The following is a 19,391-nucleotide window of genomic DNA, read 5'->3' as shown; positions in this document are numbered from 1 at the left end:
ACACGATCTTTTCAGGGGACCGAACGGGGAAAGAGTCCCGTCGCCGTCACACTTGTTGCATAATCGCCACAATGCGTTGCATAGATCGGATGCAATCACTGGCTCTACACGGCGACATGGCTCCGCAGACACCTGTACTCAACCAACCGCTTTTCAGCGAACCCGGCGCGCGCGACGGACGCCGGCTGCTGGCGCTGCCCGGCGTGATCGCGGTCGTCGGCGCCCTGGCCATGGCGGCTATTTCGTTCGCTATCCTGGTCGGAGCGACGCCGATTGCGCCGGACGCCAAGGCAACCTGGGCGCTGATCGCACTCAACGCCGCCTTCGTGGTCTTCCTGATTGCGCTGGTCGGGCGCGAGGTGCATCGCATCGTCATGGCCCGCCGCCATGGCAAGGCGGCTTCGCGCCTGCATGTGCGCATCGTTGCCATGTTCGCGCTGGTTGCCGCCATTCCCGCCATCATGGTGGCGATCATCGCCTCGATCACACTCGATATCGGCCTTGATCGCTGGTTCGAGATTCGCACCAAGACAATCGTCAATTCTTCATTGTCGATCGCCGACGCCTATGTGCAGGAGAACGCGCGCAACCTGCAGGGCACGACATTGTCGATGGCCTACGATCTCGATGCCTCCCGCTCGCTTTATGGCCTCGATCGCACGGGCTTTCTCGATCTCATGAACAAGGAAGCCGTAGGCCGCTCGCTGGCGCACGCCGCGCTGATCAAGCCCGACGGCTCCTTCGTCATGAGCGCCAAGACCGATGCCGATTTCGCCATGCCGGAACCGCCGGAAGGCGCGGTTGCCACTGCCACCGACGGCAAGCCGGTGCTGATTGAGCCGCGCACGCGCAACATCATGGGCGCCATCGTCAAGTTGCGTGAGATCGAGGGCCTCTATCTCTACACCATCCGGCTGGTCGACCCAGAGGTGATCAAGGCGCGGCAGATCGTCAGGTCCAACACCGACGAGTATCGCAATCTCGAGGACAACAGGCGCACCTCGCAAGTGGCATTTGCGCTGCCCTACCTGTCGCTGACCCTGATCATTATCCTGTCGGCGATCTGGACCGGCATAGCCGTCGCCGACCGGCTGGTGCGGCCAATCCGTCAGCTGATCGGCGCCGCCGACGAAGTCGCGACCGGCAATCTCGATGTCGCGGTGCCGGTGCGGCCGTCCGATGGCGATGTCGCCTCGCTTGGCGATACCTTCAACAAGATGCTGCTGGAGCTCAAATCACAGCGCAACGAGATCCTGTCGGCGAAGGACCTGATCGACGAGAGGCGGCGTTTTTCGGAAGCCGTGCTTGCCGGTGTCACCGCCGGCGTCATCGGCGTCGACCCTTACGGCATCGTTACCATCGTCAACCGATCTGCCGAATCGATGCTGGCCATTTCCGCCAGCGCGGCACTTGGGCAAAACCTTTCCGCGCTCCTGCCGCATGTCGGCCGTGTCTTCGAGATCGGCCGCAAGTCCGGCAAGCCGGTTTACCGCGAGCAGGTGACTTTCTATCGCGCCGGCGCCGAACGGACCTTCAATGTGCAGGTCACCATCGAGGCCGGCGACGACGGCTCTGAGGAAAAATCCTATGTCGTGACGGTGGATGACATCACTGATCTGGTTCAGGCCCAGCGTTCATCCGCCTGGGCCGACGTGGCGCGGCGCATCGCCCACGAGATCAAGAATCCACTGACCCCGATCCAGCTTTCCGCCGAGCGTATCAAGCGCCGCTATGGCAAGGTCATCACCGAAGACCGCGAAGTTTTCGACCAGTGTACCGACACCATCATCCGGCAGGTGGAGGACATCGGCCGCATGGTCGACGAGTTCTCGGCTTTCGCGCGCATGCCAAAGCCCGAGATGAAGGCCATCGACCTGCGCGAATCACTGCGCGAAGCTTCCTTCCTGGTCGAAGTCAGCCGCGCCGATATCATGTTCGAGCGGATATTCGGCAATGAGCCGCTCAAGGGCACTTTCGACAGCCGGTTGATGGCCCAGGCCTTCGGCAATGTGATCAAGAATGCGGCCGAAGCGATCGACGGACTGGAACAGAAGGACGGTTCGCACGGCATAATCCGGATTCAAGCCGGGCGTCAGAATGGCGCGATTCGCATCGACGTCATCGACAACGGCAAAGGCCTGCCGCGCGAGAATCGCCAACGGTTGCTGGAGCCTTATATGACCACACGTGAAAAAGGCACCGGTCTTGGTCTCGCTATCGTCAAGAAGATCGTGGAGGACCATGGCGGCAGGCTGGAGCTCAATGATGCACCTGCTGATTTCCATGGCGGGCGCGGCGCGATGATCAGCATCATCCTGCCGCCCGCAGCCGCCGCACTGCCGCGCGGCGAAAGCAGGGCGGACCACGAAAGAGAAACTGAAAAGGTCGATAATGGCGTCTGATATTCTCATCGTCGATGACGAGGAAGACATCCGGGAACTCGTCGCAGGCATCCTGAGCGACGAGGGTCACGAAACCCGCACGGCATTCGATGCCGACAGCGCACTGGCGGCCATCGCCGATCGAGCGCCGAGGCTGATCTTCCTGGACATCTGGCTGCAAGGCTCGCGCCTGGACGGATTGGCGTTGCTGGACGAGATCAAGACCATGCACCCGAACCTGCCCGTGGTGATGATTTCAGGCCACGGCAACATCGAAACCGCGGTTTCCGCCATCCGTCGCGGCGCGTATGACTTCATCGAGAAGCCATTCAAGGCCGACAGGCTGATCCTCATTGCCGAACGTGCGCTCGAGACCTCGAAATTGCGCCGCGAGGTTTCCGACCTCAAGCTGCGCAGCGGCGAGACCTTTGACCTGATCGGCATGTCGTCGGCGATGAGCCAGTTGCGCCAGACCATCGAGCGCGTCGCGCCGACCAACAGCCGCGTGATGATCATTGGTCCCTCCGGCTCGGGCAAGGAGCTGGCGGCCCGCGCCATCCATACGCTGTCGACCCGCAAGGGCGCGCCGTTCGTGACGCTGAGCGCCGCCAACATCACGCCCGAACGCATGGAGATCGAACTGTTCGGCACCGAATCGAACGGCGTCGAACGCAAGGTGGGAGCGCTGGAGGAAGCCCATCGCGGCATTCTTTACATCGACGAAGTGGCCGACATGCCGCGCGAGACGCAGAACAAGATTTTGCGCGTGCTGGTCGAACAGCAGTTCGAGCGGGTGGGCGGCACAAAGCGGGTCAAGGTCGATGTCCGCATCATTTCCTCGACCTCGCAGAACCTGGAGGCGATGATCGCCGACGGGCGCTTCCGCGAGGATCTTTACCACCGTCTCGCCGTGGTTCCGGTCATGGTGCCGGGGCTGGCCGAGCGGCGCGAGGACATTCCCTATCTCGTCGACAATTTCATGAAGCAGATCGCCCGCCAGGCCGGCATCAAGCCGCGGCGTATCGGCGACGACGCGCTGGCCGTGCTGCAGGCGCACAATTGGCCGGGCAACGTGCGTCAGCTGCGCAACAATGTCGAGCGGCTGATGATCCTGGCGCGCGGCGAGGACGTCGACGCGCCGATCACCGCGGATCTGCTGCCGTCCGAAATCGGCGATGTCATGCCGCGCACGCCCAACCAGTCGGACCAGCACATCATGGCGCTTCCGCTGCGCGAGGCACGAGAGCAGTTCGAAAAGGACTATCTGATCGCCCAGATCAACCGGTTCGGCGGCAACATCTCGAAGACGGCCGAGTTCATCGGCATGGAGCGCTCCGCCTTGCATCGCAAGCTGAAGTCGCTGGGCGTCTGACGCGCGGCGTCCGTCAGACGCGCCTGGGCCAAGCATTTGCCGGTTACGGCGGCGACGGAATCGCATAAGAAAGCCCGAGAATTTTCCAGGGGTCGCCAATGCCGCGCATTGCCTATGTCAACGGGCGCTACGTCGCTCATGCCGACGCTTCCGTGCATATCGAGGATCGCGGCTATCAATTCGCCGACGGCGTCTATGAGGTCTGCGAGGTGGCGCGCGGCTTCATCGTCGACATGCCGCGCCACCTTGCCCGGCTGAACCGCTCACTGACCGAACTGTCGATCACCTGGCCGGTGACACGCAATGTGTTGCCGCTGATCCTGCGCGAGGTGGTCAACCGCAATCATGTCGTCAACGGTCTGGTCTATGTTCAGGTAACGCGCGGTGTCGCCAGCCGCGATTTCGTCTTTCCGGCGGCGGACACGAAGCCGGCCTTGGTGGTGACCGCCAGGAAGGCGGATCCTGCCGCCGGCACGAAACGGGCTGAGACTGGTATCGCGGTCATCACCGTACCCGAGAATCGCTGGGACCGTGTCGACATCAAGAGCACCGGGCTGCTGCCCAATGTATTGGCCAAGCAGAAGGCCAAGGAGGCCGGCGCCCAGGAAGCCTGGTTCGTGGACACGGATGGCAACGTCAAGGAAGGTGGCTCGTCGAACGCCTGGATCGTTACCAGGGATGGGGTTCTGGTCACCAGGCCGGCCGAACATGGCATTCTGCGCGGAATCACGCGCACCACCATGTTCGAAGTCGCGGCGAAACTTGGCCTGAAGATCGAGGAGCGTGGATTTTCCGTTGCCGAGGCCAAGACGGCTCGCGAAGCATTCATCAGTTCGGCGACGACTATTGCCATGCCAATCGTGACCATTGACGGTGATCCCATAGCCAATGGGCACCCCGGCTCAATAACACTTTCGTTGCGGCAGGCCTTTTTTGACATTGCGGAAAAAAGTCCAGCCTGATAACCGCACAGGTGGAATGAACATCAATATATCTCGTTCTGCTTGTCGTTACTGACGGCAAGAGGGTGTTTGCGCGCTTGACATGTGCCCGTTAATTTGGCGCATTGGCTGCAAACCGAAGGGGATCGGCGAAAGACAAAAACAATGGCGGAACGATCGCAAAACCTTCAGGACCTGTTCCTGAATTCAGTTCGCAAGAGCAAGAACCCGCTCACCATCTTCCTTATCAACGGCGTGAAGCTGACCGGCGTGGTCACTTCCTTCGACAACTTCTGCGTCCTGTTGCGCCGCGACGGCCACTCCCAGCTCGTCTACAAGCACGCCATTTCCACGATCATGCCGAGCCAGCCGGTTCAGATGTTCGATGGCGAGGAAAGCCAGGGCGCCTGATTGGCACGTGAGAAGGACGCGGACGGCACGGTTCGCGGAAAACCAGCGCATCATCCCGGGACGGAAGCCAAGGGTCCGACCCGGGCCGTTGTCATTGTGCCTGTGCTTACCCGCCAACCGCGTAATGACGATGACACGAGCCGTCCCCGGCTGACGCGCTCGGCCGAGGCGCGCCACGACGAAGCAGTCGGCCTTGCCCGAGCCATCAACCTTGATCTAATCCATACAGCGGTCGTAACCGTCAACGATCCACGTCCGGCGACGTTGCTCGGCAGCGGCAAGGTCGAGGAGTTCGGTCAAATCGTGAAGGAGGGTCATGTGGAAGTGGTCATTGTCGACCATCCGCTGACCCCGGTGCAGCAGCGCAATCTCGAGAAGGAATTCAACGCCAAGGTGCTGGATCGCACGGGGCTGATCCTGGAGATCTTCGGCGAGCGGGCGCGCACCAAGGAAGGCACGCTGCAGGTCGAGCTTGCCCATCTCAACTATCAGAAGGGCCGCCTGGTGCGTAGTTGGACCCACCTGGAGCGTCAGCGTGGTGGTGCCGGCTTCCTCGGCGGCCCCGGTGAAACGCAGATCGAATCCGATCGGCGTCAGTTGCAGGAAAAGATCATAAAGCTGAAGCATGAGCTGGAAACCGTGCGCCGCACTCGCGACCTGCATCGCGCCAAGCGCAAGAAGGTGCCGTTTCCAGTGGTGGCGATCGTCGGCTACACCAACGCCGGCAAGTCGACGTTGTTCAACAAGCTGACCGGAGCAGGGGTGCTGGCGCAGGACATGCTGTTTGCCACGCTTGATCCCACACTGCGCCGCGTGCGCCTGCCGCATGGAACGCCGATTATCCTTTCCGACACGGTGGGCTTCATCTCGGACCTGCCGACGCATCTGATCGCGGCTTTCCGGGCGACCTTGGAAGAGGTGGTCGAGGCCGATCTCGTCCTCCATCTACGCGATATTTCCGATCCCGATACGGCGGCTCAGGCCGAGGATGTCGAACGCATCCTCGCCGATCTCGGCGTCGACGCCAGCGACACCAAGCGCGTGATCGAAGTCTGGAACAAGATCGACCTGCTGGACGAAGGCAACAGGCAGCGGCTGCTCGCCGACGGCGCCGACGGCAGCAAGGAGCCGCCAATCGCAATATCGGCGATATCAGGCGAGGGCATCGATGCGCTGAAAGCGATCATCGAAACGCGGATGGCCGGCGAGCTGCAAGATCTGACGGTGACGATCGAGCCGGCCCAGTTCGGGCTTCTCGACTGGCTCTACCGCAATGGTGATGTCGTTTCGCGAACCGACAATGACGACGGCAGCGCCACCATCTCGCTCCAGGCCACGCAAAGCGCCCGTGAAGAGATCGAAAGCCGGTTGCGCCGCAAAAACAACGGCTAACGCACAACAATTCCAGGGAAAGTGTATCGCGGTTTTTGCCTGGGATTGCCGAGCTACAGGCTTACTTCGCGGTTTTTGCTTCCTGCCAGAGCGCTTCCATTTCCTCCAGGGTAGCTTCCTCTAGCGAGCCGCCTGATTTTTCCAAGGCCCGCTCTACATAGTGAAAGCGCGAGCGGAATTTTTCGTTCGTTCCGCTCAGCGCTGCCTCCGAATCGAGCTTGAGGTGACGACCGAGATTGACGACGGCAAACAACATGTCGCCGAACTCATCCTTGATCTCAGCCGTTTCGCCCTTGGCCAGAGCCTCGCGCAGCTCCCCGATCTCTTCTTCGATTTTATCCAGGATGGGAGCAGCCTCGCTCCAGTCGAAGCCGACACGGGCGGCCTTTTCCTGAAGCTTCAAGGCTCGCGTCAAGGCGGGCAGGGCGACCGGAACACTGTCCAGGAATCCCTTGCCATTGTCCTCCGGGTCGAGGCCACGCGCGAGGCGGGCTTGCCGCTTCTCGGCCTTCTCCTGCGCCTTGATCTTCTCCCACATGCCCTTGGCCATGCCGGCGCTGCGAGCCTTCTCGTCGCCAAAGACGTGCGGATGGCGGCGGATCATCTTGGTGGTGATGGCCTGGACCACGTCAGGGAACGCGAATTCACCGACCTCCTGCGCCATCTGGGCATGGTAGACGACCTGCAGCAGGAGGTCGCCAAGCTCGTCGCGCAGGTCGTCGAGATCGCCGCGCGCGATGGCGTCCGCCACCTCATAGGCCTCCTCGATCGTATAGGGGGCGATGGTGGAGAAATTCTGCTCGATGTCCCACGGGCAGCCGGTCTTCGGCGCGCGCAACGCCGCCATGATCTCGATCAGGCGTGAAATGTCCTTCGATGGCGTCATGTAGCGGATGCTACAGCGCGAACCGCGGCACTGCCAACGCTGTCAGCCGGCGAGGGGACCTTGTCCACAATTGCACCGCATCCGCTTCGTCAGTCGAGCACGGAAACGATCGCGTTGGCGAGGTCATCCATGCCGTCCTCGGGCAGGCCGGCCACGTTGATGCGGCTGTCGCCGACCATGTAGACAGCGTGCTCGGCGCGCAGCCGTTCGACCTGCGCTTCCGTGAGGCCAAGCCGGGAGAACATGCCGCGATGGCTGGCAACGAAGTCGAAACGGTCGGAGTTGGATTGCCGGCGCAGCGCCTCGGCGAACGCGACCCTAAGCCTCAGCATACGCAGGCGCATCTCTTCGAGCTCGGCTTCCCAGTCGGCACGCAGCGTGGCGTCTTCCAGCACGATGCGCACCGCGGCCGCGCCATGGTCCGGCGGCATCGAATACATAGCGCGCGCCGCCGACAGCATCTGGCTCATCGCGACGTCTGACTGCGCGCCGTCCCTGGCCAGGACCATCGCCGCGCCGACACGGTCGCGGTAGACGGCGAAATTCTTCGAGCAGCTCGACGCGACAACCATTTCCGGGACTTTCGCGGCCAGTAGCCGCAAGCCGAGGGCGTCGGCCTCGAGGCCGTCACCAAAGCCCTGATAGGCGATGTCGACAAACGGCAGCAAGCCACGCTCGACCATCAGAACCGTGACGGCCTCCCACTGAGCCGCGTCCAGATTGGCGCCGGTCGGGTTGTGGCAGCAGCCATGCAGCAGCACCACGTCGCCGCTGCCGGCCGTCCGCAATGCCGCCAGCATGGCGTCGAAACGAACCGCACCCGAGGCCGCATCGAAATAAGGGTATTCGCGAATCCGCAGGCCGGCGGCACGCATCACCGGCATATGGTTCGGCCAGGTCGGGTCGGAGACCCAGACTGTCGCGTCTGACCGTGTGCGCTTGAGCAGTTCCGCCACCAGCCGCAGCGCGCCGGAGCCGCCGGGCGCCTGTGCCGCACGGATGCGCGACAGGTCCGCACCCGGACCGAAGGCGAGCTTAGCCATCACAGTGTTGAAAGCGGTATCGCCGGCAAGGCCGAGATAGGTCTTTGTATCCTGTCGCTCCAGCAGCCGCTTTTCGGCCTCGCGCACGGCGCGCATGACCGGCGTCTTGCCGTCACGATCCTTATAGACGCCGACGCCGAGGTCGACCTTGCCAGGGCGTGGATCGGCGCGATAGAGGCCGATCAGCGCAAGAATTTTGTCGGCGGGAGCTGGCTGCAGGTCTTCGAACATCATTATGGTTCCGTTGGCGCGGCGGAGTGATACGCAAATTGGCCAGGTTTCACCAGAGGTTTCGGTGCGCCGACGCGAAAGGCGGCACCTGTTGGTGCAGCTTCCACAAACTTCAGAGAAAGCATGCTCCATGCTCGTCCGTCTGACCATGATCTGCGCCGGCGCCACGGCGGCGACCCGGAAAGGATCGTTTCCTTCGGATGAACCGCTGGAGCCACGATCGCGGGCATTGGCAAAGGCGATGCGTGGGACGCTGCGTCGGGCCGACCGTGTGTGGACAGCGCCGGCGCTTCGCGCCTGTCAGACCGCGGAGGCGCTATCGCTGGATACGTCTGTCGATCCGATGCTGGCAGACCAGAACTACGGTCGATGGGCAGGCAAGAGCTTCGACGAGGTGCAGGCGCTACAGCCGGACGAGATCGCCGCCTGGCGCACGGATCCGAATGCGGCCCCCTGTGGCGGTGAATCGCTGGCCGACGTTGCCCAACGGGCCGCTGGATTGATGGATCGATTGATCGCCGAACGTGGTCACACGATCGCTGTGACGCATGCCAGCGTCATCCGCACCGCGATCCTGCATGTTCTCAGCGCGCCGCTTGCCGCCAGTTGGAAGATTGACGTCGAGCCGCTGAGCATCACCGATTTTCGCAGCGATGGCCGCAGGTGGATGCTGCGCGCCTGCGGCGTAACAGCTCTCAAACCGGCAAAACCGCTTGGGGCTGAGACGCGAGCCGCGGCGATATCCTCCAGCAAAGAAAAGTGGCGCCCCCGGGATTAAAACCCCCACATGCTCCGTAAACAGGACATGAAACCGTCGATGCCACGCTTTGACATCATAGGACAGCTCGGGCCGCTGCGGCGCTACGCGCGCTCGCTGACGCGCGACGGCGTCGAGGCCGAGGATCTCGTGCATGACGCGCTGGTGCGCGCCTATGAGCGGCGCGGCACCTTCCGCTCCGGCGGAAACCTGCGGGCATGGCTGCTGTCGATCGTCCACAACACCTTCATCGACCGCATGCGTTCGCGCCGCTCGGAAGCGGCACGTCTCGAACAAGCCGGATATCTGGCCGACGGCAGCACGCCGGCGCCGCAGGAACATTCCGTGCGCCTGGCGCAGGTGCGCGAAGCCTTTTTCAGCCTGCCGGAAGAGCAGCGCTCGGCGCTGCATCTGGTCGCCATCGAGGGGCTCTCCTACCAGCAGGCCGCCAACGCCAGTGGCGTGCCGCTGGGCACGCTAATGTCGCGTATCGGCCGGGCGCGCGCGGCCTTGCGCCAGATGGAAGAGGCGCCAGCGCGCGGCAAAAATCATCTCAGGATCGTTGGAGGTGACTCATGACCGCTCTTGTCGACCCGGTTACGGACGCCGATCTCGACGCCTATGTCGACGACCAGCTTGATGTCGCCCGCCGCATCGAGGTCGAGGCTTTCCTGTCCGCGCGTCCGGATGCGGCCGCGCGCGTGATGTCGGATCTGCGCACCCGCGACGAACTGCGCGTGGCGCTGGCCGGCTCCGAGGGCATGGCGCGGCCGGCGACGGCCGATGCGGCGCGGCGGCTGGAGAGGGGACTTGGCCGGGGTCGCATCTTCGGCGTGCTGCAACGCGCCGCGGCGGTCGCCGCCTTCGTTGCCGCCGGCTGGCTGGCCAACGGTATCGTCGGGCCGATGTCGGTGACAAAGGTCGTCGCTTCGCCACAGCCGCCCGCTTATGTCGACGAGGCTGTCCAGGCACACAGGACGACGTTGCTGCGCGAAAACATGCCCTCGCAGACCGAAGCGCCCAATTACAATGCCGGCGAGATCCGCGCCGCCACCGCCATCGTCATGCCGTCGCTGCCGAAGGACTGGAAGGTCCGCGACGTGCAGATCTATCCGTCGCGCTTCGGCCCGAGCGTCGAGATCGCGGTTGAAACGAAGGAGATGGGCCTGGTGTCGCTGTTCGCGATCCGGCCGGGCACTTTCGATGTGGTCAAACCGACCGTCGCGCCCTCCGGCGATATCTCCTCGGCTTATTTCCAGATTGGCGATGTCGCCTACGCGGTTGTCGCGAAGAGCGGGGTTCATGATCTCGACCGCACCGCCGAAACGCTCGCCAGAACGCTTTACTGACCCATCCACAAAGGAGACCTCAAAATGAATACGCCCAATCTTGGATACCGCGTGGGCACGGGCGCCCGGACCGGAGCCGTCTATGACGAGGGCCTGCGCCAGCACATGCTGCGCGTCTACAATTATATGGGCCTCGGCCTGGTGGTTACGGGCCTTGTCGCCTTGCTGGTGTCGTCGACGCCGTCTCTCTATGTGCCGATCTTTTCCAGCCCGCTGAAATGGGTGGTGATGCTGGCGCCGCTCGCTTTCGTGCTCCTGTTCTCGTTCAAGATGCAGACCATGTCGGCGGCAAGCGCGCAGGCAATGTTCTGGGCCTTCTGTGCCGTCATGGGCCTCTCGCTGGCCTCGGTGTTCCTGGTCTTCACCGGAACCAGCATCGCGCGCACCTTCTTCATCGCCGCGACCATGTTCGGTGCCACCAGCCTCTATGGCTACACGACAAAGCGCGACCTGACCCAGTTCTCGTCCTTCCTGATCATGGGTCTGATCGGCGTGGTGATCGCCAGCATCGTCAACATCTTCCTCGGCTCGACCGCACTGCAGTTCGCCATCTCGGTGATCGGCATCGCCGTGTTCATCGGCCTGACCGCCTGGGACACGCAGACGATCAAGGAGCAGTATGCGGAGAATTTCGATGCGGAGTCGCGGCAGAAGCTCGCCGTCTTCGGCGCGTTCTCGCTCTATCTGAACTTCATCAACATCTTCCAACTGCTGCTGAATTTCACCGGCGAGCGGGAATAATCCGAACCGTAGCAGGAAACAGCTGGCATCTTGCCGTGGCCGGAGGGAAACCTCCGGCCACTTTTTGATCTGAGACGGCGCCCGGCTCGTGGCGCCATCGAAGTTCATCGCGACTGTGTGAAATGCTGCGTCCGCCGCCTTGAGTTCACGCCTGGCCATTTGCTAGCCTGCCGGCCACCAGACGAACCGCGAGGACATATGGAACAGGACAGCCTGACGCTTCATGGCGACGGCATATCGGCGACCATTGCCGGGCAAGGCGCCGAACTGGTTTCGCTAAGGGATGCGCAAGGATTTGAGTTCCTGTGGCAGGCCGGTCCGGCCTGGCGGCGCCATTCACCAGTGCTGTTTCCGATCGTCGGCCGGCTGGAGGGCGATCAACTGCGCCATCGCGGCCAGACCTATCCGATGACGCAGCACGGCTTCGCCCGCGACAAGCCGTTTATGTGGGCGGAGAGGGCGCCTCGATCCTGTACGCTGGTGCTCACCGATGACGCGGAAACCCGAACCCACTACCCATTCGCATTCCGCCTGGCCGTGACCTATACACTGGGCGAGGGGCAACTCGACATAGGATTGGAGGTCACCAACTCCGGCGACCAGCCGATGCCGGCCTCGATCGGGGCGCATCCGGCTTTCAATTGGCCGCTGCTGCCGGATCTGGCCAAAACGGACTATCGGCTGACCTTTTCCGATGACGAGCCAGCGCCGATCCGCCGGCTGAAGGATGGCCTGCTCACCGCGAAGCCGCAGCCAACGCCGGTCAAAGGCAATATCCTCGAACTCTCCGAACGGCTGTTCGACGAAGACGCCGTGATCATGGACCGGCCGGTCAGCAACAGCGTTCGCTACGGCGCCGAGACTGGTCCGGCGATCGAGGTCTCATGGCAGGGATTTCAGGAACTGGGCATCTGGTCCAAACCAGGCGGCGCACCGTTCCTGTGCATCGAGCCTTGGCACGGCACGGCCAGCCCGCTGGATTTCGATGGAGAGTTCACCGACAAACCGGGCCTGATGCTGATCGCGCCGGGCGCGAAGCGTTCGCTGAGTTACCGGATCAGGCTGGAGCAGGGGCCTCGGTAAAGTTTCCTGTAGGCTGGACAGGGGCCGTATTCGACCTCAGGTCGGGTTTCAAACCTGCCGGACCACGGCGCCGATCACATTGACGAGGAGGCGCGCGGCGGTCAGCGCCGACAGGCCGTCAATGTCGGCTGGCGGATAGAACTCCACCAGATTGAATCCGGCGATCCTCGCCCGCTTGCCCAAGCCGGCAATAAGATCGATGACCTGCGTGTAGGTGAGGCCGCCGGGAGTACGCGCTGCTACGCCCGGCATGATGCTGGGATCGAGGCTGTCAAAGTCCAGGGTGACGACGACCCGCGCTCCCTCCGGGATGTGCCTGAGCGCCGCTTCGACACCCAGGGTGTGGACCTCGCGCGCGGTGACGAAACGGCTGCCATAGTGCCGCGCCGCTTCGATCTCCGTGAGGCGTGCGCTGCCGACGCTGCGCAGTCCGACCTGCACCATGCCGGCGACGTGCGCCATCTCGCTCGCCCGGCGCATCGGGCTGGAGTAGCCGTGGCGTTCGCCATGCACCTCGTCGCGCCAGTCGATATGGGCGTCGATCTGCAGGATCCAGACAGGCCCGTGATCCGCGAAGCCGGTGAGGAAGGGAATGACCACGGAATCGTCTCCGCCGAGCAGGATGGGCACGGCCGGCAATGACAGGACCTCGCGCGTCTTCGCCTCGATCCGGGCGCGGTTGCCGGCATTGTCATGCATGGTGGTCAGGATGTCGCCGGCGTCGACGCAGCAGATCGGCCTGCCGTCGAACAGCGGGCCGCCGAGATCGAAATCCCAATGCTCGATGAGCGCGGCATCACCCTGGCTTGCAACACGGATGGCATCGGCGGCCAAGGCATGGCTGCCGCTGTCTTTGCCGGGATAGGTGCTGCCGTGACCAGCTCCGAAGATCACTGCGCGGGGCGCCGTGCCATCGGCGAGGCGATCGGGCAAGCCCAGAAAGGAAGATCGAGTGGTCATTTCTGATCGCCTTCAGTCCCGCCGACGCATGATGAGCGGATTGGGGCAGGGTAGTTGCTTTGTATGCCGGATTCCATCGTCGAAATCTTGATCCCATGCTGGGCCTGCATTGGGTTCATTCCCGGCGTTCCGCGCCGGGTGACCCTTTCGATCTTTCCTTGACCACCGTTTGGCACGGAACCTTCCAGCGCGAGCATCGTAAACGACGAGAGGTATTGGAAGCGCAATGCGCTCGTCTTCGAACGCTCTATCGAGGAGGCAAGGTTGCGACACCGCCAAGTGAAAGTTGACGGAAATACCATTTTCTATCGCGAGGATGGTCCGACCGACGCACCGGTGCTTCTGCTGCCGCACGGCTATCCATGCTCGTCCTATCAATTTCGGAGGCTGATGCCGGCATTGGCCGATCGCTGGCGTACCTTTGCGCCGGATTTCCCGGGCTTTGGCTACAGCGCGACGCCCGACTTCTCGGCATTCGGCTATGATTTCGATGCCTATGCAGGATTTCTGACGGCTTTCGCGGATACGCTCGGTCTGTCCCGCTATGCGCTCTGGTTGCACGACTACGGGTCGCAGATCGGCTTGCGCCACGCCATCGCACATCCGCAACGCATCACCGCGTTGATCATTCAGAACGGCGACGTCTACGAAGACGTGCTCGGCCCGAAATATGCGGCTATCAAAGCCTATTGGACCGAGAAAACACCTGAGAAGCATCGTCCGCTGGAGGAGGCGGTGAGCGAGGAGGGTTTCCGGCACGAGTTTATCGGTGAGGTGGCTGACGCCGTGGCCGAGCGAATGCCACCGGATCTATGGAAACTCCACTGGCCGCTCATGGATACGCCGCTGCGTCGGCGGCTGGCCGTGGGCCTGATGGAGAAGCTGGAGGCGAATCTCGACTGGTTCCCGCGATACCAGGCCTATTTGCGCGAAAGACAGCCGCCGACGCTCATCGTCTGGGGGCCGGAAGACGGCTACATGCCGGCCGCATCGGCTCGAGCCTACAAACGCGACCTGCCGGGAGCAGAACTCCATCTCATCGAGGGCGCCGGCCACTGGCTTCTGGAGACCCATTTCGATGACGTGCTTCCGCTGGTGCGTGACTTCCTCGCGCGCATCCATCGTTCAGCGCAAGGTTTGTGAAGAAGTGCAAAAGGAGAAGGATCGATAACGACAACGCCGACAATCGCGCGCATTTGGCGCGGCCGCACCCGGGCTGGTGTGGGCGACGCTTACGAAGTCTATTTGAAGGCCGAGGGCATTCCGCCGCTTGAGAAGACCGCGCTGGGCGTCCAGCTGTTTCGCGAGGATCGCGAAGGGGAAAGCTGGTTTACCACCATCTCGTACTGGCCCGACCACGAATCCATGACGGCTTTCACCAAGGGCGAGCCAACCAAGGTCCATCATCTCGACCGCGACCCGGAGTTCCTGATCGAGCTGCCGGAGCGCATCCAGATCCATCGCATCCTGCTCGACCGGCGGAGGCTCCGCGGATATCGGAACACACAGTGAGCGTCGCGCGGCACCGCCGCGTCATGTACAATGATATGTTGGGTGCGGGCGGTTCGCCAAACCGGATGCGTTTGTCTCGATCGACGTGTCTGTATCGGGGGCGCCGTTCGAAATCCGCTGCGAGGCCGAATACACCTCAGGAGGAGTACACCTGCGGAGCAGCACTGCCTTGAGCGGACGAGGGTCAGGAGGTCGGGTGAAAATCTATGTTTTGAGTGTAGTGGAGGGGCAGGAATGGGTTCTTCCCCATCAACCCGACGACTACCAGCTATTCGCGACCCTCGGGTGCCGGAGCCAGAAGCGATGGCGTTCGCCCCGGATGAAATTCCTGCGCGAGCAAGACGACGGAACACCCCGGCTGTATTCGGATTTTCCTTGGCTTGGCGAGCACGTGCTCATTCTGAGGGGCACGGCGTTGGAGTCGCTACGGCCGATTCTCGAACCGTATGGCGAATTCCTGCCGCTTCGTGCTGACGAGCCGATATCGCTCTTCAACGTCACCACTGTGGTCGACGCGCTGGATGAAGAACGTTCAGGAATCGTCCGCTTTGACGATGGCGGCATCATGACGATCGAAAACCTCGTCCTTCGGGCCGAGGCCATCGCCGGGGCCGAGATATTCAAGCTGCCGGAGCGTGCCGATGGCGTGCGAAGATCCGATATCTATCTGCAAGAAACCATCGTGCGTCAGATCGGAGACCTCGGGCTCAAAGGCATCGCCTTTGAGTTGGCCTGGAACGACGAAACGGTCGGTCGCGACAGGATCGAATACCGCGGCGGGAAGCGGCGTGCGCCTGTCTCATCCGCGAGTTCGCTCAGAAGCTTCTGGGCCGGCCTGCTTCGGAAGGCAGGGCTGTAAAGCAGGGTTGCGAGATGGATTCGAGATGCTTCTCACGTTGTGGCGAAAGTCGCATAAGATAGATTATGGAACTAGCGCATGGGGCGCAGCCCGGGAATTGCTGCGGTTTCGGCGTTTGACGAGCAACATCGTGAACAGCACCACGCCGGCACCTCACGACCTCGAACTCATGATCGAACATTCGAACGGCGGGTTGAAAGCCGACTGAGCCGCTGTCTCTATCGTTCTGACTCGTAAGGGATTTCGATCACCATACCATCATAGGCCGGTTCGACATTGTCGGGCGTCTCAGTCATCACGGCGGTGTAGTCGAGCGGCACGTGCATGTGCGTCAGCACGGCGTTGCAAGGCGAAAGCGCCTCGATCCAGTCCAGCGCCTGGCCAAGCGAAAGATGGCTTGGATGCGTGTTGTACTGCAGCGCATCGATGACCAGCATGTCGAGGCCTCTCAGCCGCTCTGTGGTGGTCTTGGGAAAGTCGCTGATATCGGGACAGTAGGCGAGCCCGCCGATACGGAAACCCAGCGAAATGATGTCGCCATGGATCTGGGGCAGCGGCTCGAAGGTGAGGGCACCCCCCTCTCCTTCGATCACAACCGGCCTGGAATGATCGATGATGTGGGCGTCGACGATCGGCGGATAGGAACTGCCTGGCGGCGTCTCGAAGCAATAGCCGAACGCCTGGCGCAGCCGTAGCATGGTCGGCTCGTCGGCATGGATGTCGATGCGATGCCCCTGCTCCTGCACATAGCCGCGCAAATCGTCGATGCCGTGGATGTGGTCGGCATGCGGGTGCGTGTAGAGCACACCATGGATACGCCTGACTGAAGCCATCAGCATCTGCTCGCGGAAATCCGGACCGGTGTCGATGACGACCGTGGTGCGGCCGCCATTGTCGGCGATGCGCTCGACAAGCGCGGCCGTGCGCATGCGCCGGTTCCTGGGATTGGCGGGGTCGCAATTGCCCCAGTCGCCGGTGATGCGCGGCGTGCCTGGCGACGATCCACAGCCGAGAATGGTGAGGCGCAGCCGGTCGCTCATGCCTCGGGCGCCTGCTGGTCCGGACGTGGCATTTTTCCAAACAGTCGAAAGAAGTTATCGGTGGTCACCGCTGCGATTGCAGCCTCGGTGACGCCGATCGTCTCGGCCAGCACCTTGGCGGTCTGCGCGACATAGGCCGGCTCGTTGCGCTTGCCGCGAAACGGCACCGGCGCCAGATATGGAGCATCGGTTTCGACCAGCAGCCGGTCGTGCGGGACATCGGCGGCGATGGCGCGCAATTCGATCGAATTCTTGAAGGTCAGGATGCCCGAGAACGACACATAGCCGCCTAATGATACGCCAACCTCGGCGAGCCGCCGTCCCGACGAAAAACAATGCAGGATGAACGGGAAGGCGCCCTTCCCTGTCTCGTCCTCGAGAATGGCGGCCATGTCGTCGTCTGCATCGCGCGAATGGATGACGAGAGGCAGCCCGGTCTCGCGGGCGGCGGCGATATGGGCGCGAAAGCTCCGCGCCTGCGCATCGCGTGGTGCCTTGTCGTAGAAGAAATCGAGCCCCGCTTCACCGATCGCCACCACCTTCGGGTGAGTGGAGAGGCGGACAAGGTCGGCGGTGGTGACGTCGAGCTCCTCGGCGGCATTGTGCGGATGGGTGCCGACCGAGCAATAGACTTCGTCGAAAGTCTCTGCGATCTCAAGGATTTGCTGAAACCGCTTCACGCGCGTGGAGATCGTCACCATGCGGCCGATACCGGCCGCCTTGGCGCGGGCGACAATGGCCGCCCGCTCCTCGGCGAAGTCCGGAAAGTCCAGATGACAATGGCTGTCGACGAGCATCAGGCGTTCGCGTCCGTCTGTTCGACATAGCGCGGAAACACGCCCTCTGGCGCAGGCAGCGCCGTGCCGGACACAAGCGCATGGTCGGCGTGGACATGCACGAAATCGCGATTGTCCGCCGGCACTGCCAAGAGGTCGAGCAGCTTGCCGGCCGAGCCCGGAATGAAGGGCTGGCATAGAACGGCCACGCGCCGGACCACTTCGGCCGTCGTCCACAGCACCGTTTCCATGCGTTCCGGATTGGTTTTCTTGAGCACCCAAGGTTCCTGACCGGCGAAATACCGATCGGCTTCCGCGACCACGCCGAAGATCGCCGCCAGTGCCAGATGGATGCCCTGTTCGGCCATTGCCTTGCGCGCGGTGGCGAGAGCGTCGACCGCCTGATCCAGGATCACCTTGTCGGATTCCGCCAGATCGCCGCGCTTCGGCACCACGCCGCCGCAATTCTTGGCGATCATCGACAGCGAGCGCTGTGCCAGATTGCCGAGACCATTGGCCAGATCCGCATTGGTACGGTTGACGATCGCTTCATGGCTGTAGCTGCCGTCCTGTCCGAACGGCACCTCGCGCAGGAAGAAGTACCGCACCTGGTCGAGGCCGTAATGCTCGATCATGGTGAACGGGTCGATGACGTTGCCGACCGATTTCGACATCTTCTCGCCGCGGTTGAACAGGAAGCCGTGGCCGAAGACGCGCTTCGGCAGCGGGATGCCGGCCGACATCAGGAAGGCGGGCCAATAAACCGCGTGGAAGCGTACAATGTCCTTGCCGATGATGTGTGCATCAGCCGGCCAAAACCGCCAATTATCAGCTTTTTCATCGGGATAGCCGACGCCGGTAATGTAGTTGGTCAGCGCGTCGACCCAGACATACATGACGTGCTTTTCATCGCCAGGTACCGGCACGCCCCAGTCGAATGTGGTGCGCGAGATCGAAAGGTCCTTCAGTCCCGACTTGACGAAGCTCATCACCTCGTTGCGGCGCTCGGCCGGACCGATGAAGTCGGGTTGGTTTTCATAAAGCGCGACGAGCTTGTCCTGATAGGCCGACAACCGAAAGAAATAGCTCTCTTCCTCGACCCATTCGACCGGCGTTCCCTGTGGCCCATAGCGAATATTGTCGGGACGGACCTCGGTCTCTTCCTCGCCGTAGTAGGCTTCGTCGCGCACCGAATACCAGCCGGCATAGCCGCCCTTGTAGACGTCACCATTGGCGGCCATCGCCTTCCAGATCGCCTGCGAAGCCGCGTAATGCCGCTCCTCGGTGGTGCGGATGAAATCGTCGTTCGAGGCGTTGAGCGCGGTCGCCATGCGCTTGAATTCGGCCGAGTTGCGGTCGGCCAGGTCGCGCGCCGAAATGTCTTCCTTCTTTGCCGTCTGCAGCATCTTGATGCCGTGCTCGTCGGTGCCGGTGAGGAAGAAGACCTGCTTGCCATCGAGCCGCTGAAAACGGGCAAGCGCGTCGGTGGCGATCAGCTCGTAGGCATGGCCGATATGCGGCTTGCCGTTCGGATAGGAAATCGCGGTGGTGATGTAGAATGTGTCGCGTGACATGAATGAACCGTCATGAATGTCTGAATGGAAGCCGTGGCGGTGGATATCGCATCGGAATGGCGATTGCCATCCCGAGACCAGTG

General features: G+C 62.4%; 19 protein-coding genes. 13 read left to right on the top strand and 6 right to left on the bottom strand.

Translation table 11 applies throughout. From position 1 onward, the window contains the following. The first annotated feature begins 116 nt into the window (after positions 1-116). The 5 genes from M653_RS0107345 (at position 117) to hflX (ending at position 6,497) form a co-directional block, all read left to right on the top strand. Entirely contained in the window at positions 117-2,402 is a 2,286-nt protein-coding gene (locus M653_RS0107345; protein ID WP_027142745.1) for a PAS domain-containing sensor histidine kinase, read from the top strand. After that, positions 2,392-3,753, top strand: coding sequence for a sigma-54 dependent transcriptional regulator (locus M653_RS0107340; protein ID WP_027142744.1), 1,362 nt, complete (start codon positions 2,392-2,394; stop codon positions 3,751-3,753). Before M653_RS0107345 ends, M653_RS0107340 begins: the two co-directional genes overlap by 11 nt. Positions 3,754-3,851: 98 nt before the next feature. Then, entirely contained in the window at positions 3,852-4,715 is an 864-nt protein-coding gene (locus M653_RS0107335; RefSeq protein ID WP_027142743.1) for a D-amino-acid transaminase, read from the top strand. Positions 4,716-4,859: 144 nt separating this feature from the next. Next, positions 4,860-5,105 (top strand): RNA chaperone Hfq, encoded by a 246-nt coding sequence (gene hfq, locus M653_RS0107330; protein WP_006202172.1) that lies wholly within the window; start codon positions 4,860-4,862, stop codon positions 5,103-5,105. Next, positions 5,106-6,497 carry a GTPase HflX gene (gene hflX / locus M653_RS0107325; RefSeq protein ID WP_027142742.1) on the top strand — a complete coding sequence of 464 codons (1,392 nt, stop codon included), beginning with the start codon at positions 5,106-5,108 and terminating at the stop codon, positions 6,495-6,497. 61 nt (positions 6,498-6,558) lie between these two features. On the opposite strand, the gene mazG is transcribed toward hflX, so the two are convergent. Together mazG and M653_RS0107315 are read right to left on the bottom strand one after the other, a co-directional pair. Next, positions 6,559-7,383 carry a nucleoside triphosphate pyrophosphohydrolase gene (gene mazG / locus M653_RS0107320; RefSeq protein WP_027142741.1) on the bottom strand — a complete coding sequence of 275 codons (825 nt, stop codon included), beginning with the start codon at positions 7,381-7,383 and terminating at the stop codon, positions 6,559-6,561. Positions 7,384-7,472: 89 nt separating this feature from the next. Further along, positions 7,473-8,657 (bottom strand): amino acid aminotransferase, encoded by a 1,185-nt coding sequence (locus M653_RS0107315; protein WP_027142740.1) that lies wholly within the window; start codon positions 8,655-8,657, stop codon positions 7,473-7,475. 94 nt (positions 8,658-8,751) lie between these two features. Between M653_RS0107315 and M653_RS01000000132195 the strand changes: the two genes are divergently transcribed. The 5 genes from M653_RS01000000132195 to M653_RS0107290 all read left to right on the top strand — a co-directional run bounded on the left by M653_RS01000000132195 (position 8,752) and on the right by M653_RS0107290 (position 12,587). Continuing rightward, the gene (locus M653_RS01000000132195; RefSeq protein ID WP_348626231.1) at positions 8,752-9,435 is read left to right on the top strand and encodes a histidine phosphatase family protein; all 684 of its coding nucleotides are present in this window, start codon (positions 8,752-8,754) and stop codon (positions 9,433-9,435) included. 39 nt (positions 9,436-9,474) lie between these two features. Next, positions 9,475-9,993: a sigma-70 family RNA polymerase sigma factor gene (locus M653_RS0107305; RefSeq protein ID WP_245262072.1), complete on the top strand. Its 519-nt coding sequence runs from the start codon at positions 9,475-9,477 to the stop codon at positions 9,991-9,993. Continuing rightward, the gene (locus tag M653_RS0107300; protein WP_027142738.1) at positions 9,990-10,763 is read left to right on the top strand and encodes an anti-sigma factor; all 774 of its coding nucleotides are present in this window, start codon (positions 9,990-9,992) and stop codon (positions 10,761-10,763) included. Before M653_RS0107305 ends, M653_RS0107300 begins: the two co-directional genes overlap by 4 nt. Positions 10,764-10,787: 24 nt before the next feature. After that, entirely contained in the window at positions 10,788-11,504 is a 717-nt protein-coding gene (locus M653_RS0107295) for a Bax inhibitor-1/YccA family protein (protein ID WP_027142737.1), read from the top strand. A 198-nt stretch (positions 11,505-11,702) separates the two neighbouring features. Then, positions 11,703-12,587, top strand: a complete 885-nt coding sequence (locus M653_RS0107290) for an aldose 1-epimerase family protein (RefSeq protein WP_027142736.1) — start codon at positions 11,703-11,705, stop codon at positions 12,585-12,587. Between the two features lie 48 nt (positions 12,588-12,635). Here the strand turns inward: M653_RS0107290 and M653_RS0107285 are convergent, their stop codons facing one another. Further along, positions 12,636-13,547 carry an agmatinase gene (locus M653_RS0107285; protein WP_027142735.1) on the bottom strand — a complete coding sequence of 304 codons (912 nt, stop codon included), beginning with the start codon at positions 13,545-13,547 and terminating at the stop codon, positions 12,636-12,638. Positions 13,548-13,811: 264 nt separating this feature from the next. Between M653_RS0107285 and M653_RS0107280 the strand changes: the two genes are divergently transcribed. The 3 genes from M653_RS0107280 (at position 13,812) to M653_RS0107270 (ending at position 15,918) form a co-directional block, all read left to right on the top strand. Beyond that, positions 13,812-14,690: an alpha/beta hydrolase gene (locus tag M653_RS0107280; protein ID WP_027142734.1), complete on the top strand. Its 879-nt coding sequence runs from the start codon at positions 13,812-13,814 to the stop codon at positions 14,688-14,690. Between the two features lie 24 nt (positions 14,691-14,714). After that, positions 14,715-15,059 (top strand): hypothetical protein, encoded by a 345-nt coding sequence (locus M653_RS0107275; RefSeq protein WP_027142733.1) that lies wholly within the window; start codon positions 14,715-14,717, stop codon positions 15,057-15,059. 196 nt (positions 15,060-15,255) lie between these two features. Next, positions 15,256-15,918 carry a DUF1629 domain-containing protein gene (locus M653_RS0107270; RefSeq protein ID WP_027142732.1) on the top strand — a complete coding sequence of 221 codons (663 nt, stop codon included), beginning with the start codon at positions 15,256-15,258 and terminating at the stop codon, positions 15,916-15,918. A gap of 218 nt (positions 15,919-16,136) precedes the next feature. Here the strand turns inward: M653_RS0107270 and M653_RS0107260 are convergent, their stop codons facing one another. The 3 genes from M653_RS0107260 to metG are packed head-to-tail and all read right to left on the bottom strand — an operon-like array spanning position 16,137 to position 19,308. After that, positions 16,137-16,958: an MBL fold metallo-hydrolase gene (locus M653_RS0107260; protein ID WP_027142731.1), complete on the bottom strand. Its 822-nt coding sequence runs from the start codon at positions 16,956-16,958 to the stop codon at positions 16,137-16,139. Beyond that, the gene (locus M653_RS0107255) at positions 16,955-17,755 is read right to left on the bottom strand and encodes a TatD family hydrolase (RefSeq protein ID WP_027142730.1); all 801 of its coding nucleotides are present in this window, start codon (positions 17,753-17,755) and stop codon (positions 16,955-16,957) included. Before M653_RS0107255 ends, M653_RS0107260 begins: the two co-directional genes overlap by 4 nt. Continuing rightward, complete coding sequence (gene metG, locus M653_RS0107250) at positions 17,755-19,308, bottom strand: methionine--tRNA ligase (RefSeq protein WP_027142729.1); 1,554 nt, start codon at positions 19,306-19,308, stop codon at positions 17,755-17,757. Before metG ends, M653_RS0107255 begins: the two co-directional genes overlap by 1 nt. Positions 19,309-19,391 lie beyond the last annotated feature (83 nt).

Source organism: Mesorhizobium sp. WSM3626 (assembly GCF_000513935.1).
In the GTDB taxonomy this organism is placed as follows: Bacteria; Pseudomonadota; Alphaproteobacteria; order Rhizobiales; family Rhizobiaceae; genus Mesorhizobium; species Mesorhizobium salmacidum.
The sequence above is the reverse complement of the archived record's forward strand: the minus strand, read 5'-3'. Positions and strand labels throughout refer to the sequence as shown.

Bases quoted from the DNA above. Each gene is read 5' to 3' on its own strand.
- M653_RS0107340 (WP_027142744.1), top strand. From the start codon at position 2,392: ATGGCGTCTGATATTCTCATCGTCGATGACGAGGAAGACATCCGGGAA.
- M653_RS0107255 (WP_027142730.1), bottom strand. From the start codon at position 17,755: ATGCTCGTCGACAGCCATTGTCATCTGGACTTTCCGGACTTCGCCGAG.
- hfq (WP_006202172.1), top strand. From the start codon at position 4,860: ATGGCGGAACGATCGCAAAACCTTCAGGACCTGTTCCTGAATTCAGTT.
- M653_RS0107290 (WP_027142736.1), top strand. From the start codon at position 11,703: ATGGAACAGGACAGCCTGACGCTTCATGGCGACGGCATATCGGCGACC.
- M653_RS0107260 (WP_027142731.1), bottom strand. From the start codon at position 16,958: ATGAGCGACCGGCTGCGCCTCACCATTCTCGGCTGTGGATCGTCGCCA.
- M653_RS0107345 (WP_027142745.1), top strand. From the start codon at position 117: ATGGCTCCGCAGACACCTGTACTCAACCAACCGCTTTTCAGCGAACCC.
- mazG (WP_027142741.1), bottom strand. From the start codon at position 7,383: ATGACGCCATCGAAGGACATTTCACGCCTGATCGAGATCATGGCGGCG.
- metG (WP_027142729.1), bottom strand. From the start codon at position 19,308: ATGTCACGCGACACATTCTACATCACCACCGCGATTTCCTATCCGAAC.
- M653_RS0107305 (WP_245262072.1), top strand. From the start codon at position 9,475: ATGCCACGCTTTGACATCATAGGACAGCTCGGGCCGCTGCGGCGCTAC.
- M653_RS0107285 (WP_027142735.1), bottom strand. From the start codon at position 13,547: ATGACCACTCGATCTTCCTTTCTGGGCTTGCCCGATCGCCTCGCCGAT.
- M653_RS0107300 (WP_027142738.1), top strand. From the start codon at position 9,990: ATGACCGCTCTTGTCGACCCGGTTACGGACGCCGATCTCGACGCCTAT.
- M653_RS0107295 (WP_027142737.1), top strand. From the start codon at position 10,788: ATGAATACGCCCAATCTTGGATACCGCGTGGGCACGGGCGCCCGGACC.
- M653_RS0107335 (WP_027142743.1), top strand. From the start codon at position 3,852: ATGCCGCGCATTGCCTATGTCAACGGGCGCTACGTCGCTCATGCCGAC.
- M653_RS0107315 (WP_027142740.1), bottom strand. From the start codon at position 8,657: ATGTTCGAAGACCTGCAGCCAGCTCCCGCCGACAAAATTCTTGCGCTG.